At 65.6% G+C, this 15,613-nt stretch carries 17 protein-coding genes; 12 read left to right on the forward strand and 5 right to left on the reverse strand.

From position 1 onward, the window contains the following. Positions 1–7 precede the first annotated feature (7 nt). From ASF71_RS24205 to ASF71_RS18460, 5 genes are all read left to right on the forward strand, one after another. The gene (locus tag ASF71_RS24205; RefSeq protein ID WP_156372949.1) at positions 8–2,296 is read left to right on the forward strand and encodes a pilus assembly PilX N-terminal domain-containing protein; all 2,289 of its coding nucleotides are present in this window, start codon (positions 8–10) and stop codon (positions 2,294–2,296) included. Next, positions 2,293–2,760, forward strand: a complete 468-nt coding sequence (locus ASF71_RS23155; RefSeq protein ID WP_082506195.1) for a type II secretion system protein — start codon at positions 2,293–2,295, stop codon at positions 2,758–2,760. Before ASF71_RS24205 ends, ASF71_RS23155 begins: the two co-directional genes overlap by 4 nt. Further along, positions 2,761–3,303 (forward strand): type II secretion system protein, encoded by a 543-nt coding sequence (locus ASF71_RS18455; protein ID WP_156372950.1) that lies wholly within the window; start codon positions 2,761–2,763, stop codon positions 3,301–3,303. Further along, positions 3,300–4,142, forward strand: coding sequence for a PilW family protein (locus ASF71_RS23160; protein ID WP_082506160.1), 843 nt, complete (start codon positions 3,300–3,302; stop codon positions 4,140–4,142). The genes ASF71_RS18455 and ASF71_RS23160 overlap by 4 nt, the downstream gene beginning before the upstream one ends. 62 nt (positions 4,143–4,204) lie before the next feature. Further along, positions 4,205–5,905, forward strand: coding sequence for a dynamin family protein (locus ASF71_RS18460; protein WP_056302743.1), 1,701 nt, complete (start codon positions 4,205–4,207; stop codon positions 5,903–5,905). Positions 5,906–5,965: 60 nt separating this feature from the next. On the opposite strand, the gene ASF71_RS18465 is transcribed toward ASF71_RS18460, so the two are convergent. Then, entirely contained in the window at positions 5,966–6,670 is a 705-nt protein-coding gene (locus ASF71_RS18465) for an IclR family transcriptional regulator (RefSeq protein WP_056302746.1), read from the reverse strand. 137 nt (positions 6,671–6,807) lie between these two features. Between ASF71_RS18465 and ASF71_RS18470 the strand changes: the two genes are divergently transcribed. The 5 genes from ASF71_RS18470 (at position 6,808) to ASF71_RS18490 (ending at position 10,777) form a co-directional block, all read left to right on the forward strand. After that, positions 6,808–7,254, forward strand: a complete 447-nt coding sequence (locus ASF71_RS18470; protein ID WP_056302748.1) for a hypothetical protein — start codon at positions 6,808–6,810, stop codon at positions 7,252–7,254. A 130-nt stretch (positions 7,255–7,384) separates the two neighbouring features. After that, on the forward strand, positions 7,385–8,272 hold the full coding sequence (gene accD / locus ASF71_RS18475) for an acetyl-CoA carboxylase, carboxyltransferase subunit beta (RefSeq protein WP_056302750.1): 888 nt from the start codon (positions 7,385–7,387) through the stop codon (positions 8,270–8,272). Next, positions 8,269–9,234 carry an acetyl-CoA carboxylase carboxyltransferase subunit alpha gene (locus tag ASF71_RS18480; protein WP_056302752.1) on the forward strand — a complete coding sequence of 322 codons (966 nt, stop codon included), beginning with the start codon at positions 8,269–8,271 and terminating at the stop codon, positions 9,232–9,234. Before accD ends, ASF71_RS18480 begins: the two co-directional genes overlap by 4 nt. Before the next feature lie 107 nt (positions 9,235–9,341). Next, positions 9,342–9,845, forward strand: a complete 504-nt coding sequence (locus tag ASF71_RS18485) for a DinB family protein (protein WP_056302753.1) — start codon at positions 9,342–9,344, stop codon at positions 9,843–9,845. Further along, the gene (locus ASF71_RS18490) at positions 9,842–10,777 is read left to right on the forward strand and encodes a GNAT family N-acetyltransferase (RefSeq protein ID WP_056302754.1); all 936 of its coding nucleotides are present in this window, start codon (positions 9,842–9,844) and stop codon (positions 10,775–10,777) included. The genes ASF71_RS18485 and ASF71_RS18490 overlap by 4 nt, the downstream gene beginning before the upstream one ends. Here the strand turns inward: ASF71_RS18490 and ASF71_RS18495 are convergent. Continuing rightward, positions 10,761–11,744, reverse strand: a complete 984-nt coding sequence (locus tag ASF71_RS18495; protein WP_056302756.1) for a serine/threonine-protein kinase — start codon at positions 11,742–11,744, stop codon at positions 10,761–10,763. The genes ASF71_RS18490 and ASF71_RS18495 overlap by 17 nt on opposite strands. A 115-nt stretch (positions 11,745–11,859) precedes the next feature. Between ASF71_RS18495 and ASF71_RS18500 the strand changes: the two genes are divergently transcribed. Then, on the forward strand, positions 11,860–12,348 hold the full coding sequence (locus ASF71_RS18500) for a hypothetical protein (protein ID WP_056302758.1): 489 nt from the start codon (positions 11,860–11,862) through the stop codon (positions 12,346–12,348). A gap of 93 nt (positions 12,349–12,441) precedes the next feature. On the opposite strand, the gene ASF71_RS18505 is transcribed toward ASF71_RS18500, so the two are convergent. The 3 genes from ASF71_RS18505 to ASF71_RS18515 form a co-directional block, all read right to left on the reverse strand. Continuing rightward, a complete protein-coding gene (locus ASF71_RS18505) occupies positions 12,442–12,966 on the reverse strand; it encodes a hypothetical protein (protein ID WP_056302760.1) in 525 nt (174 codons plus the stop codon). Positions 12,967–13,147: 181 nt separating this feature from the next. Continuing rightward, positions 13,148–13,822 (reverse strand): hypothetical protein, encoded by a 675-nt coding sequence (locus ASF71_RS18510; RefSeq protein ID WP_056302762.1) that lies wholly within the window; start codon positions 13,820–13,822, stop codon positions 13,148–13,150. Positions 13,823–13,859: 37 nt separating this feature from the next. Next, positions 13,860–14,870, reverse strand: coding sequence for an N-acetyltransferase (locus ASF71_RS18515; RefSeq protein ID WP_056302764.1), 1,011 nt, complete (start codon positions 14,868–14,870; stop codon positions 13,860–13,862). Between the two features lie 61 nt (positions 14,871–14,931). On the opposite strand from ASF71_RS18515, the gene ASF71_RS18520 reads away from it, so the two are divergent. Then, a complete protein-coding gene (locus tag ASF71_RS18520; protein WP_056303044.1) occupies positions 14,932–15,594 on the forward strand; it encodes a PIG-L deacetylase family protein in 663 nt (220 codons plus the stop codon). Positions 15,595–15,613 lie beyond the last annotated feature (19 nt).

Below are 15,613 nucleotides of genomic sequence, written 5' to 3' on the forward strand. Positions count from 1 at the left end.
AGACGAGATGAAAACCAGACCTATCGCTACAAGCGGGGCCAGCCTGGTATTGGTGGTGCTGTTCACAATGTTGCTCCTGGCAGGCATTCTGGCAGCGACTCTGCAGTTAAGCCTGGGGAGTCGCCAGAACACGGCGGACCAGAAGGCGACCTTGCAGGCACAGTACGCAGCCGAATCGAATGTCAGCCTGATCCGCAGCAAACTCTCTGATCTACAGACTATACTCTCCAAAGGAACCGTCAAAAACTCTAATGATTTGGATGAGGATATCATAAAGGTGCCTGCATCTACAAAAATTGAGCAATTGAGACTCTACGGATCATTACTGTGTGGCTTCAGTACATACAACCCTACACAATGGACCGGTGGCTCTGATTTTTCGCCTCTCAAAGATGGTGTTACAGTTTATCCCAACGCACGTAAATGTGAACCGGCACAATCTGTACTAAACTTAGACAACCAATTTCAGATTTTTGCAGATCTAATCAATCCGTTGATCTACAATCAGCTTCCCTTAGGTGAAAGGCCGCAGGACATCACGAATTCCAGTTCCCGGCTTTCATTTTGGAATGACATCATGCGTTCGACAAGCAATCGAATGACGACGCCCGACACCACCTTCCGGCTAAGACCGCTCAGAGTCGTCGAACTCTTCCCCGACGCCCGTTTCCGATTCTATGTAGCTGTGGATAGGACAGCTGCGCGAGGCAATGAGTCAGTAGCTACGCGGGTTCTGTCAGCGCGGAGTAACGCGGGCTCCGGAATCTGGTGGTTTGAGATATCCCTCCCATCACTGGATCAAGACGTTCTTAGAACAATGCACCACAGATCGTATGCTAACAAGGATTCCACAACCCCATCAATCAACTTTGATAAGCAGGTTTTTGAAGGATCCGTATTTACTAACGAGAAGTTCCTATTTACCAAAGACTCTCAGGCTCAGTTTAAGGGCGAGCTAATGAGTGCAGGATGCACCAACTTACCTGAGATTGTTCCAGCTGATTTCACCTGCAGCAAGGAGGCAGGTGTTTATATAGGTGGCAATGCGTATTCAGCCACCTCCGGCACAGATAGCCAGAAGAATGCGTCTCTTCTGCAAAGTATGCGGGATAATACAAACGTTGTTTTTGATAGTAATGGAGATGGAAAAGAAGACAACAAGGATGTGGCACCAGACTTTACTGCAGGCTTCTCGCCTCTTCCCAGCAACGCCAACAATCAACAGAATGCAGCAAAAGGTCGGGATAGCAATGGCCTCATTTTGTCGGATGGAACAACCGGAATCACTCTAGATGATACAACTTCCGGCTTAGAAATGTTTGCAGGCGACTCATCCGGCGCACCTCTAAAAAAATATGACAGTGGCAAGTGGCAAGAAACTAACCCAGTTTATCAGTATGTAAAGATATATAATACCTCAGATACCTGTACATGGGATACCGGATACTGGCTGTACGCTGATTCTTACTCTAGTAGCTTAAATAGATTTAACGCCAATGATAGCTACAATAACGCTCCTTTGGCTAATAAAAGGCGCATCATAGAATATTACAGTGGTGTTGGTTATTATCGTTATCAAATAAATCAGCAAAAATGCATAAGTATTTTTAAAGGGAATCCGGTTAAAGAATACCGTGTGGACAAAGATGGCAATATGTATCTAAAAACAGCTGGCGTTTGGCCTCCAGCCCCGAGTGGAAAATTTAACGGCGTGATTTATGGTTCCCAAATCAAGCGTTTAGCTGGTCCACTCAGAGTATCGAGTACTCTCACAGCAACGACTGTTGATGAAGCGCCCCCTGCACTAGCTTCTTTCTCAAAGATAACACTTGCTTCGCAGGGAAATATTAATATTGACACCGATCTAACAGTTTCCGATACACCCTGTAAGCTATTGGAGGCATGCACTAAAAATCCGACGAATATTCTGGGGATCTACTCACAGTCAGGCGAAATCTCCATCCAGAAAGACGCACCCAACGACCTGAATATTCACGCCACCATCTTGGCAAGCGAGCGAGAGATTAACGTGGACGGCTATAATTGGGGAGCTGATCGGGGGGACGTCAACCTCATCGGAGGGCTCACGGAGAACTGGTACGGGGCCTTTGGGATCGTCGGTGACAGCTCGCCGGGTTATGGTCGCAGCTTCTCTTATGACCGGCGCCTTAAGCAGGGTCTGCACCCGCCCTACTGGCCCGTTTCGCCCAAATGGGCTATCGAAGATTCCACCTCAGAATCTTCACTGTCTACTCTTATTACTACGCAGGGCACTACGAAGGATTTCACGAAATGAAGCGCCGGCTTGGTCAAGAAGCATTCACTCTTCTTGAAATCCTAGTCGTTCTGGCAATCATTACCGTCCTGATGGGTATCTTCAGTTGGGGGCTCATTCGCAGTATACGCTCAGCCGAACTTCGAGAAGCAACCTCACAAGTGGCAACGGACCTACGTAGGGCACGCTCACAGGCCCAACGCGGAAGCGCAGACGTCGTTCTAGTCTTTCCCAATAGTAGTGGTGGCACTTCTTATAAAGTTGATACGGTTAATAAGACCTTACCTGGAAGTATCCAACTCATTTTCAAGGGTTCAAGTAGCGGTTCAACAACTAATATTACCTACCAAGCACCGTATGGTGAACTCTCTGGAGCAGTCGGAAGTGTCTATACGGTTAGAAGCCCAATGAATGGAGTTGGCGATCTTGAAATCAGAATCGTTGGCGTAACAGGAAAAGTTATTGTGACAAAGGCAGGGTCATAAATGCCGGAACATAAGAATTTGCCATTTAAAACTATGGAGCAGGGATTTACCTTGATCGAACTTCTGGTAGCTATTGCTTTGCTAGGGATTTTGGCTGCCGTACTGACGGCGACCCTGACGGGCTCCCTAAATCTGAACAGGCAGTCACAACGGCAACTAGATACGACGTCCAATGTCCAGCAGGTGATGGAAAATGTTCGCAACGCTTGGAATACGTTGGGCAACTACAACAGCGCGTGCGTCCCGGGCCTGGGCTTGCCCGATGGCTACACGGTCAAATTTATCAACCTGAGTGCCCGCGCCCAGCCGCTGACCGCTGCCGGCGCTGTGGCCACTGGTACGTCCACCCCCCCTAGAAATGACGTGAACCGGGCAACCTCCTGCACAGCGGCGACCGGCGCAACAGTGGGCTCTGGGACCTCTGCCCAAGTGCCAGCTATGCGCCGCGTAGTCGTCCAGTCCGGCACAGCGGGGACGGGCGGTACGCAGGTCATCGGTGGACAGGACGTAGCCCTCACTTACGACATCCTGGGGCCTCAATGAGACACAACCATCAACATGGATTCACGCTGCTGGAGCTGTTAGTCGGTATGGCAATAATGGGCATTGTGCTGACTGCGCTTGTAAATTATTTTAGCCAGAGTAGTCGTGTTGCAACTCAGTCAAGCAGCCGCGCTGAGATGCAGCAGGAAATTCTCAATGCACAGCAACTGATTGCCGGCAAATTGAAGGAGGCGTGGTATGTGTATCCGGCAGGCACCATCGTTAAGATGACCAGTTCGGAACTTACCAAGCGCCCATCCGGTGGTACCACAAATCCAAACGATTGGTTGGTCGGAACTGATCCCATTCTGGCCATGATTCTGCCACCCAGAGATCTGACGTTAACCTGTTCACCACCTCCAGCAAGTCAGGATGGTTGCTACCGTTTTCTGGCTTATTTCCCTATTAAGCGTTCGTTATGGGTTGCCAATACAGACGCAGCCAGCTCCAGAAATCCAGGAGCAGACACGGTCAACGCAGACACCTGGATTCTGGCCGAATATCGAGGGACTATGGCGCCTAGTTTCTCGGCGGTCACTTATCCACCCCCAACTGCTCCAACTGTACCGATGAGCAACACACCCAATATCCTTTCTGATTACATCGCACCCACGGTTGTCACTGCGGGTTACACCACGGCAGCCAATACATACACCATGTTCTCACTGCTCTCTGCTGCCGGTACGGCGACTTCCATCACTAATCCCGTAACCGGCGTGAATCTCAGCCTCGCTACAACCCGCAACACAGGCGGTACGACCCTGCGTCTACCCAACGCCACCGACGAGTACAGTCTGACCGTATATCCCACTAACCTAGGCAAGGTCGCCGCCAACTGAGCAACTTCAACAATTCCTGAGCCTCCCCTGTCCATCAGGGCAGAGGCTCTACACTTTCTTTCATGCTCGTCTCTCCCCCGGTGCAGGCCCTGCTGACGCGCGAGCGCACGCTGCTCTCGGACCTTCAGGCATTTCTGGAGTCGCAGGGCGCTCCTCCCGAGGCTCTGGCCCACGCCCGTGAGGCGCTGCGCACCCTGGACGAGACGTTTCTGCTCGTGGTGGTGGGCGAGTTCAACGCCGGCAAGAGCAGTTTCGTCAATGCGCTGCTGGGCGCGCAGGTGCTGCCCGAGGGCGTCACGCCGACCACCGACCGCATCTACGTGCTCGTGCACGGTGAGCAGCCAGGGCAGCTCGAACCCACGCGCGACCCCTTCGTCAGCCGCCTGACCTACCCCCTGCCCAGCCTGGAAGGCGTCGCGCTCGTGGACACCCCCGGCACCAACGCCATCATCCGCGAGCACCAGTCGCTGACCGAGGGCTTCTTGCCCCGCGCCGACCTCGTGCTGTTCCTGACGAGTTCGGACCGGCCCTTCACCGAGTCCGAGCGCCAGTTCCTGGGCCTCGCGGCGCGCTGGGGGCGCAGCGTGGTCATGGTCGTGAACAAGGCCGACCTGCTCGAAACCCCCGAACAGGCCGCGCAGGTCAAGGAGTTCGTGATGACCGGAGCGCGCGGCGTGCTGGGCCTGAACCCGCCCGTAGCGCTCGTCAGTGCGCGGCGCGAGCAGCGCGGAGGAGACGCGGGCTTCGCGGCGCTGCGAGCCCTGCTCAAGGTGCGGCTCTCCGAGACCGAGCGTACCCGTCTCAAGGTCGCCTCGCCGCTGGGCACGGCTGCCGAGCTGCTGGGCGGCGAGGAGGCCCGTGCAACGGCGGCGCGCGGGATTCTGGGCGAGGACCTGAAGGTGCTGCGCGACCTGGAAGAACAGCGGGACCACCACCGCGGGACCATGCTGGGCGAGCTCGACGGGCAGCTCAACCGCGTCGCCCGCCTCCTGAGCGAGTTCGAGATCCGTGCCGACCGCTTTGTGGACGAACAGCTGCGCTTCAGCAACGTGCGGGGGCTTCTCAACGGCCGCGAGCTCGAGGAGCGCTTCCGGCGCGAGGCGGTGGCCGACCTGCCCGAGGCCATCGACCGGCAGTTCGGCAGCATGATCGACCGCTTCGTCGAGTCGAACCTGCATTTCTGGGAGGACGTGCAGGCCTTCCTGATCCGCCGCCAGCCGAGCGGCGAGGTCGCCCGGACCCGCTTTTCCTACGACCGCGCCGCGTTGCTGCAGGGCATCGCCGGGTCGGCGCGCGATCACCTGGAACTGACGACCGAGCAGGAACTCGGCCGCCAGCTTGCCCGCGACGCCGAGGACGCCATGAAGGGCGCGGTCGGGGGCCTCGCGGGCGGCCTGGGCATCGGGGCGACGCTGGGCGTACTCGTGGGAGCGTCGGCGCTGGACTTTACCGGCGGCATCCTGGCGGGCCTCACGCTGGGCAGCCTGGGCCTGTTCGTACTGCCCAACAAACGCATTCAGGCGCACCGGCAACTGCGCCAGAAGGTCGCGGAGCTGCGCGTGGCCCTCGAACAGATCGTCCGGCGCGAGTACGAACGCGAGCAGGAGCGCGCCGACGCCCGGCTGCGCGACGCCATCAGCCCCTACACCCGCTTCACCGAGCAGGAGGAACGCCGGCTGACCCAGGCCGGCACCCGTTCGGCCGAGCTGCGCGCGGAACTGGACGGACTGAGGCAGGCCGTGGAAGGCCTGGGCCGCACTTAGCCCGTAGCAGACGGCTCAGACGCGATCCTGGTCCGCTGCCGGCGCCGGGTCGCGCGCCCCTCAGCCCAGGTCTTCGGCTTCCCCGACGATGCGCAGCACCTTTTCCCGGATCTGGCGTTCTTCCCGCAGATACCGCTCGGCACTCATCTGCACGCCGATGCTGGCGACCACCGCGCCGCCCGAGTGATAGGGCACGCCCAGAGTGCACTGGCCCGGAATCCATTCTTCGATGGAGTAGGCGTAGCCGAGTTTGCGGACCTGCGCCACCTCGGTGCGCCACTCGTCGGGCGTGGTGATGCTGCTCTGGGTGCAGGCGCTGAAGGTGCGCGGCATGAGGTCGGCGTGGGCGTAGAGCAGCTTGCCGCTCGCGGTCGCCGTGGCCGGCAGGTACACGTCGAGGGGCAGGTCGATATCGGCGTCGGGATGGCGCTCGCGGATGGCCGCGACCACGTCTTCACCCTCCAGGACGCACAAGAAGGCCACCGCCCGGACCTCCAGCGCCAGCCGGGTGATCAGCGCGCGCGCCTCCTGGAACCAGGGCAGCGCCGCTGTGAGCTGCGCACCCATCTCGGCGATATGCCACGACAGGCGGTACTTGCCGGCCGGCGTGCGGCGCAGGAACCCCGCCTCGGTGAGACCCGCGAGGTAGGCGTGGGCCGTGGCGCGCGGCACGTTCAGGTGGGCGGCCAGCGCCCGAACGCCCCATTCGGGCTGCTCGGCACTGAACGCGCCCAGAATGTTGGAGGCCTTTTGCAGGGACAGCACCCGTCCAGCCTACAGGGACGCAGGGGGCTTGTATAGCGGGCCGCCATGAGAAAGCGGCGCGGGCTCCCCTTTCCTGCGCCGACTGCATGAACTTTCGCCCAACAGCCACGCCGGCGCGGGAATGTTAGCGTGGACCTATGCGGATCGTGGTGCTCATCGTTTTTCTGGTGCTGCTGGGCCTGCTCGCGGCACTGAACACCAACTTCCTGATGTACCCCCACACCCTGAATCTGGGCTTCGCCACCTACGCGGGACTGCCCCTGGGTCTCCTGCTGCTGGCGGTCATGTTCGTTCCGGTGCTCGTGTTCTATTTCTGGGTGGGCGTCGCCAAACTGCGCGCCGAGGCCGACAGCGCCCGGCTGCTGCGCGACATGGAGGCCCTGCGCGTGAGCCTCGACACCCAGGAGGGCAGCCGCTTCGCCCAGCTTCAGAGCCACCTCGACCAGCGGCTCGGGGTCCTGGGGACGGGCACGCCGAGCGGCACCGAGCTCGACGCCGTGAACGCCCGCATCGACACCCTGTCGCGCGACCTCAACCTGCAACTCGCACAGATCGACGACTACCTCAAGCGCAAGCTGGGCTGAGGGGGGACTGCGCCGTGCCGCCCACCTCCAAGACACCGGAGACGCGGCGGCGCGCAGGGCCGAGTCTGAACCCGGTGCAATCGGGCACACGGAGCGGCACTAGAATGCGGCCAAGAAGGAGAATGACCTCATGGCGTTAGACCGTTTTTTCCGGCGCCGCCGCCCGCAGCAACAGACGGGCGCGGACATGCCGGACCTGTGGACCCAGTGCCCGGCCTGTAAGGAGGGGCTGTACAACCGCGACCTCCTCGCCAATGCCTACGTGTGCCCCAAGTGCGGCCACCACCTGCGGCTGGGAGCCGCCCGGCGCGCCGAAGTCCTGCTCGACGAGGGCAGCTTCGCGCAGCGTTCGGGGGCCGTGCACCCGACCGACCCCCTGGGCTTCGTGGACATCGAGGCGTACCCCGACCGCCTGCGGCGTGCCCAGGCCAAGACCGGCCGGCCCGACGCGATCCTGACCGGCACCGGCGCCATTCACGGGCTGCCGGTGGTGGTCGCCATCATGGACTTCGAGTTCTCGGGCGGCAGCATGGGCAGCGTGGTCGGCGAGGAGATCTCCCGCGCGGCCGAATACGCCGCCGAGGCGGGCCTGCCCCTGATCATCGTGGCGGCCAGCGGCGGCGCGCGGATGCAGGAAAGTGCCCTGTCGCTGATGCAGATGGCCAAGACGACCGTGGCCCTCGAAGGCCTCTCGGCGCGCGGCCTGCCCTACATCAGCATTCTGTCCGACCCCACGACCGGCGGCGTCACCGCCAGTTTCGCGACCATCGCGGACGTCATCGTGGCCGAGCCGGGCGCCCTGATCGGGTTCGCGGGGCCGCGCGTCATCCAGCAGACCATCCGACAGAATCTGCCCGAAGGCTTTCAGCGCGCCGAGTTCCTGCTCGCGCACGGCATGGTGGACGACGTGGTGGACCGCCGCGAGCAGCGCGCCTACCTCGCGCGCCTGCTGGGCGTCCTGACGCGCCAGACCCCCGAGCTGCCCACCGGCACGGCGGCTCCCGAGGCCCGGCCATGAGCACCCTCGCCGACACCCTGCGCGAACTCGAGGCCCGCGTCCGCGACCTCGAGGCGACCGCGCACAAGACCGGCCAGAATCTCGACGCCGCGCTCGTGCCGCTGCGCGCCGAGGTCGAGCGGCTGCGGGTCCAGGCCGCGGCCGGCGCCGCGCCGGCCGCCCCCATGACCCGCTGGGCCCGTGTGGGCCTGGCGCGCACGCCGGGCCGCCCCACTGCGCTGGACTACGTCGAGCGGCTGTGCAGCGATTTCACCGAACTGCACGGTGACCGCGCCTACGGCGACGACCCCGCCCTCATCGGGGGACCGGCGCGCTGGCAGGGACGCCCGGTCATGCTGCTGCTCCAGCAGAAGGGCCGCGATACCAAGTCCAAGATCAAACGCCGCTTCGGCAGCGCCAATCCCGAGGGCTACCGCAAGGCCGCCCGCCTGATGGACCTCGCCGACCGCTTCGGCCTGCCGGTGGTCGCCCTGATCGACACCCAGGGAGCCTATCCGGGCCTGGAGGCCGAGGAACGTGGCCAGGGCTGGGCCATCGCCGAGAGCATTCAGCGCATGGTGCGCCTGCGCGTGCCGGCCGTCTGCGCCGTGATCGGTGAGGGCGGCTCGGGCGGCGCGCTGGCGATTGGCGTGGGCAACCGCGTGATCATCCAGGAAAACGCCTGGTACTCGGTGATCTCGCCCGAGGGCGCCGCGAGCATCATCTGGAAGGACGCCAGCAAGGCGCCGCTCGCCGCCGAGGCCCTCAAGGTCAGCGCAGGCGACCTGCTGGACCTGGGCATCGTCGAGGAGGTCGTACCCGAGCCGCCCGGCGGCGCGCACCTCGACCCCGAAGCCGCCGCCGCGCGCCTGGGCGACGCCGTAAGCCGTCACCTCGACGAACTGTCGGGCCTAGCCCCCCAACGCCTCGTCGACGAGCGGGCGGCCCGTTTCCGCCGACTGGGCGCTTACCGCGAAGAGTAGTCGCGCCCGTCGCCGCAGAGCAGTCCGCGCCCGGTGAGCGGCCTGCTCCGGCGCTTTTAGGCCATCTGGCGCAGGAACCGGCAACGGGGCGCGGCTTAGGCTGAAGCATGAGCGAACCCAGCCAGTCTCCCGTAGAAGGCCTGCTCGACATCCTCCGTGAGGCGGTAGAGGGCGGCGCGCCGGGCCAGAGCACGTCGTTTCTGGACGGCACGGCCGCGGACGGCAGCGGCAACCACGGCCTGCTCGCCACCCTGGCGGCCCTGAGTGCCGAACAGGCCAGCCGGGACGTGGGCGGGACCTCGGTCGCCGGGCAGGCGCGGCACGCCGCCCTGCACCTGGAGGTGCTCGTGCGCTGGGACCGGGGCGAGCGTGGTCCCTTCGACTGGAAGGGTAGCTTTCTGCCCGCCGCCGTCGGTGAGGCCGAGTGGACCGAGGTGCAGTCGCGCGTGCGCCGGGCCTACGAGGACGCCGTCGACCTGGCCCGCAGCTGGGAAGCACGCCCACTGGACGGCGACGTGACCGGCGGGCTCGCTGGAGCGGCGGCCCATGTCGCCTACCACCTGGGCGCCGTCCGCCAGATGGTCAAGGCGCTGGGCCAGAGCGCGCGGTGAGCCTGCGCGCCTTTACGCCCAGCGACGCGCCTGCCTGGGCCGCCCTGACGAATGCCGTACTGAGCCGGCAGACCACGCCCGAGAGGCTGCTGGAAGACGACATCCGACAGGACCTGTCCGAGCGGCCGCGCCGCTGGGTCTGGGAAGTCGGGGCCGGGCTGACCGGCGTGGCCCACCTGTACCGCTTCCCCTTCGACCCGCCGGGTGTTCTGCACGCGCAGGTGGTGGTCGCGCCCGCACAGCGTGGCCGGGGGGTGGGGACCGCCCTGTGGGAAGCGGTACGGGCAGCCGCGGGCGCGACGCCCCTGGCAGCGGACGTGGCCGACGACGACCCGGTCAGTCTCGGCTGGGCACGGCGCCTGGGGTTCGCGCGGCACCTGCACCGCTTCGCCTCGGTGCTCGACCTGACCTCCTTCGGCGAGACCCCCTTCACTGCCGATCTGGAACGCGCGGCGGCCCAGGGCGTCACCTTCACCGACCTGGGCGGGGCGGACACCGCTACCCTGGCCCACTACCTCGACTTCTTCGCCGACCGTCTCACCGAGACGCCCGACCTGGCGGGGCATCCGCGCTGGTCGGCGGCGCAGGTTCGCGCCGGCCTCCATCTGGACCACGACCCGCATCCCGAGTGGCTGGTCCTGGCGACCGGACCGGGGGGCGAATGGCTGGGGACCTCGGCCCTGGTGCGTTACGGCGACCTGGCGTACAACGAGCTGACCGCCGTGCAGCCCCACGCACGGGGGCGGGGGCTGGCACTGCCCCTGAAGCTGGAGGTGATCCGGCGGGCGCGCGCTGCGGGTCTGCGCGTCATGAAGACCAACAACCTCTCGACGAACGCGCCGATGCTGGCAGTCAACCGCCGCCTGGGCTTCGCGGTGCAGCCGGGAGCATTCGGGCTGCGCCGACCGGTCGGCGCTACTTCCGGCGCTTGAACAGGCTCCAGCGCGGCGCGGGCGCCGAGGCTGGCGGGTCCACCGCCTCCGGCTCGGCGGCGGGCGCCGGAGCGGCCCGGCCCAGTGGCCCGTGGCGGCCGGGCGGCGGGGCGGGCGCGGTGGGGGCCGGAGCAGCGGAGGTCTCGATCTGTTCGTCGGCAGGGGTTTCGCCCAGGGCCAGCAACAGGACACGGCGCAGGTCGTCGGCGCTGGGGCGGTCGGGAACCCGCTTGGCCATGGCCCGCTCGATCAGGCGGGCGGCCGCGCGCGGCAGCTCGGGGGCCACCTGCGACAGCGGCTGCGGAAAGCGGGTCAGGTGCGCCACCATCAGTTCCTCGTAGCTCTGTCCCAGAAAGGGCCGCTGGCCGCTGAGCAGCTCGTAGCTCAGAATCCCCAGGCTGTACACGTCGCTGGCGCTGCTGCTCGCTTCGCCGTGGTAGATCTCGGGCGCCATGTAGAACGGGCTGCCGCTGACCGGTCCCCCCTGCGCCACGAAATACGAACTGCCCAGGTCGCCCAGCGCCGCGCGGCCCGCCGGATCGAGGTACACGTTCTGCGGCTTGACGTCCTGATGCACGGCCCCGATGGCGTGCAGGTAGGTCAGGCCCGAGGCGATGTCGGCCAGAACGCGCAGCCGCGCCGCCCAGTCCAGGGCCTGCGGGGTGAGAGTTAAGGTCTCGCTGAGGGGACCGCTGGCGTAATACTGCAGCGACAGGTAGGCCTGCGGCCCAAAGGCCGTGCCCGAATACCCGCGCAGGATGCGGGGGTGGCGGAATTTCAGGGTCAGGCGGACCTCGTTACCGAACCGCTCGGCCGCCTCCTGCTCGCCCAGCGTCGCGGGGTGCGGCAGCTTGAGGGCCACCTCGCGGCCGCGGTCGTCGAGCGCCAGGTGGACCTGCGAGGTCTTGCCCTGCCCGAGCAGGCGCAGCAGGCGGTAACCGGGTGGGGTACGGTCGGGTTGGGTCAAGGGAACGCTCCACTTTTTACTGTAGCCGCGCGGCTCTCTCGGAATCCTGTCCGGCCTTTCTTTGTCAGCGCGCGGGGCCGTTCGTCTGCCGGCGACGCGGTATGCTGAAGACCTTATGACTGAGCGAACCGTGACCCAAGCCGGGAGAGACAAGGGCCGCATCCTGCTGTGGCTGGCGATTTTGCTCAGCGTGCTGCTGCTGGGGTTCGTCACGGTCTTCACCGCGCGCCACAACCCCCTCTACAGCGACCGCGACGCCTACGGCATCAGCAAGTACAAGTTCATCGAGGCCTGCAAGGAGCGCCTGCACGAACCCGGTGAACTGAGCCTGAACCTTCAGGGCCAGGCCGTGCCGCTGGGCCAGGCCCTGACCCAGGCCAACCAGCTCCGCCAGGGTGAGCGCGCCGTGGTCGAGACCACCGCCACGCCCGCCCAGATCGTGCAGGGCGTGCAGGAAGCCGCCCCCGGCCAGCTCGGCCTGATCGTGCCGGTGCTCATCGCGGCCGGCAACGGCGAGGCCCGCCGCCCACTGGCCCAGGCCAGCATGCAGTGCGTGTACGACCGCACCAACGCCCGCGCCAACGTGACCCTGGGCGTGCAGTAACCCCCTCCCTGGCTTCGCCGCGCGCCCGAGCCCCTTGCAGGCTGGGCGCGCGGTCTGTTGTTCCTGGGCAGAGGGGCTGGGGTGAACCCGGCGTTACTTCTCGCCGCTCCCACTCCGCCGGCGCCCGAAGAGACTCAGGGACGCGCCACCGACCGGAGCGGGGTCACGGCTGTCGTCCGGGTCAGGCAGCGCCTCGATGGCCGCGCGCAGCCAGTGCGGGACATGCTCCTCGAGCTGGGCGCGGGGAATCCACAGGGCGGTCTTGAGGAAGTCGGGCTGCGGGTTGAGGATGCCCGAGCAGTACTCGGTGCCGAAGATCAGGTTCAGGCGCGCGTAGGCCGCCTCCGGCCTGGCGCGCGTCACATGACTGCCCACGAGCACGAGGTCGCCCACCGAGATCCCCACCTGCGAGAGCAGCAGGCGTCTCAGCGCGTTCTCGGCCGTGCCCAGGCCACTGGGCACCCCGCCGAGCAGCAGCCCCGGCAGGCTCTGGGGCCCGCCCGGCAATAGCAGTTCGTGGGGGCGGACCAGCAGCAGCGTGTCCTGCCGGCGCACCAGGGCAAAGAGCCCCACCTGATAGGTGGAGGGCGGCGGGGCGGAATCGGAAGTCAGCGCCATACGCTTGAGCGCGGTCCTGCGGTGGGCACAGTCATGAGGAATCTCCGGCCGGGGACGTGACCTGCCCGGTGTACCGTTCAGCATAGAACAGTCCGGGCAGCCGCGCGGCCAAGAACGGGTGGACGGCTGGGGGCGCCCATGTGGGGGTCATTGCCCGGAACCCGCCCTGGAGAAGGCCCGCTCAGAGAGCCCAGGGCCGGTGCAGAGGCGAGACCAGGGGTTCGGCCTCCAGGGCTCCTGCCAGCGCGACGAAGGCCCCGTCGTGTGCCGGATTCGTCCAGGACGGCGACTGCACGAGCAGGACGGCCCGCACTTCGGCCGGGTCCGGAAGCGCCGCGCCGCGTGTCAGGCTCACGCGCGCGCGCAGGTCCGGCGCCAGGAGCGGCGCGAGTTCGGCAGCCACGCGCTCCAGGTCGAATCCCTCGGCCACAGGCAGGCCGGCGTGCCACTCGGGGTAGGCGCAGGTATAGCGGCGGATCAGGCCCGCGCGCAGCCCCAGCCCGGCCCAGTTGCCGGGCCGCAGCCGCGCGGGATCGCCGCTGAAACTGGCGAGGTCGTGGTGAGAGTCGAGATTCAGCACGTCCTCGCCGGGAAAACGCTCCAGCCAGCTCCAGGCGTCGGCGTGGCTCAGGGTGACCCAGGCCGGCACGCCCGCATACGCCGTCAGCGCCTCCCAGCCGGGATACAGCGGGAAGTCCTGCGCCAGCGCGGCCCAGCCTGCCCCGCCGCGCTTGCCCGCACGCGACCGCCACGCCTCGAGACGGTCTTCGTCGCGGTCGCGGCTGCCCCAGATCGGCGCGTCGAACACCAGCTCCCGGGGACCCGAGAAGGCGTCCCAGTCCACGCTCAGCAGCATGGGCCGCCGCAGGAGGCCGGGGGGGCTGCGGTGGGCGTCATACGCCGGAGTCTACGGCCTGGGCGGGGTCCAGCCGGAGTTCGTAGCGGGTGCGCGTCGCGGTGCGCCGGAAACCGAGCGCCTCGTTCATGGCGATCATGGCCTGGTTGGGGGCGTCGTTGAAGGTCTTGATCTGGCCGCCGCCCACCGCGTGCAGGGCCCGCATGGCCGCGACCTTCAGGGCCTTGGCCAGTCCGCGTCCCCGGTATTCGCGCAACACGCCCGTCATGCCGATGTAGCCGTAGTCGCCGGCCGGATTCCAGCCGATGGTGCTGTAGCCGACGTAGGGGCCGGTGAGGGGATCGTGACGCGCCGGGTCCACAGCCACGAAGGAAAGTTCCGGGCGCAGGGTCGGGTCGCCGAGCTCGTCCTGCACCCACTGCTCCAGCGGCCGGCGGGTGAGCGCCGTGCCCATCGGAACGTCCTGAAACAGCAGCCAGTCGAGTTCATGCAGCTGGCGGTCGCGCTCCGGGTCGCTGCGCAGCTCGGCCAGGGAACGCAGCTCGATGCCCTGGGCGGCCACCGCGCTCAGGAGGGGACTGAACGCCTCCAGGTCGAGGTCCGCCGTGTGCACGCTCGACTCGTACCGGTCCCAGACCGGAGAGAAGCCGCGCGCGGTCAGGAACGCCACGCCGGGGCGGTCGTGGGGCAGGTCGCTGAGCATGGTCCGCAGTTCACGCGCGCCGCGCGCCTGCACGCGCCGCAGCAGTTCTGCGTAGATCGCCGCGCCGACGCCCTGGCCGCGCGCCTCCGGGGCGACGGCGAGGCGGCCCCAGTAGCGCCAGTCTTCGAAGGAGAAGTTGTCGTGCCCAAGGCCACCTACCCCGACGACCTCCCCGCCCTGCTCGGCGATCACCTGGGTGAAGTAGAGGGCGGGATCCCGGGTCTCGTGCTCATGCCGGAGCTGCTCGGCCGTCACCGGCCAGCCCGGATCGGCCGCGTTCAGGACGCGCGCGGTGGCGGGGAGGTCGTCGGGAACATTGAAGGCGCGCAGCGTGAAGGGAGTCATGCCTCACGTTACCTGCCGCAGTCACGGCGCGGCGTCGGCCAACGCGCCTATCCTGGGCCGCATGACCGCCTCCGCGCCTCTGAAACTCCTGCTGATCCTGCCCCACCCCGACGACGAGGTGTACGGCGCTTCGGGCACCCTGATGACCTACCTGCAAGACGGCCACGCCTGCGGCCTCGTCACCCTGACCCGCGGCGAGGCGGGCCGCACCCTGGGCCTGTGCGACGGTCCCGAGGAGCTGGCCCGAATGCGCGACGTCGAGCTCGCCGCCTGCCTGGAAGTGATCGGGCTGACCGTCCACGAGCAGCACGCCTTTCCCGACAAGTACCTGCAGCGCGAGCCGCTGGAACCGCTGATCGAGGTGGCGCGCGAGGCGATGGTGCGCTGGCGGCCCGAGACGGTGTTGGCCTTTCCGCCCAACGGCAGCAACGGACACCCCGACCACGTCACGGCCCACCGCGCCGTGAAGGCCGCCTGGGACAGCCTGCCGGAGGGCGAGCGGCCCCGGCTGTGGTACTACTCCAGCGACACGCCACCCGAGAACGAGGAGCTACGCGCCGCCTGGATCGCGCCGAACGTGCGCCATGACGTGAGCGCGCACGTGACACGCAAGCTCCAGGCCATCGCCTGCCACCGCTCGCAGGCACTGAGCACGGTGGACTTCATCCGCAAGTTTCCTGAGCGCATCAGCACCGAGACGTTCTACGAGGTCGGGCTGGACTGAGGGAAGCGGACGTAAAAAG

Origin of the sequence: Deinococcus sp. Leaf326, from assembly GCF_001424185.1 — a bacterium.
Lineage (GTDB): Bacteria > Deinococcota > Deinococci > Deinococcales > Deinococcaceae > Deinococcus.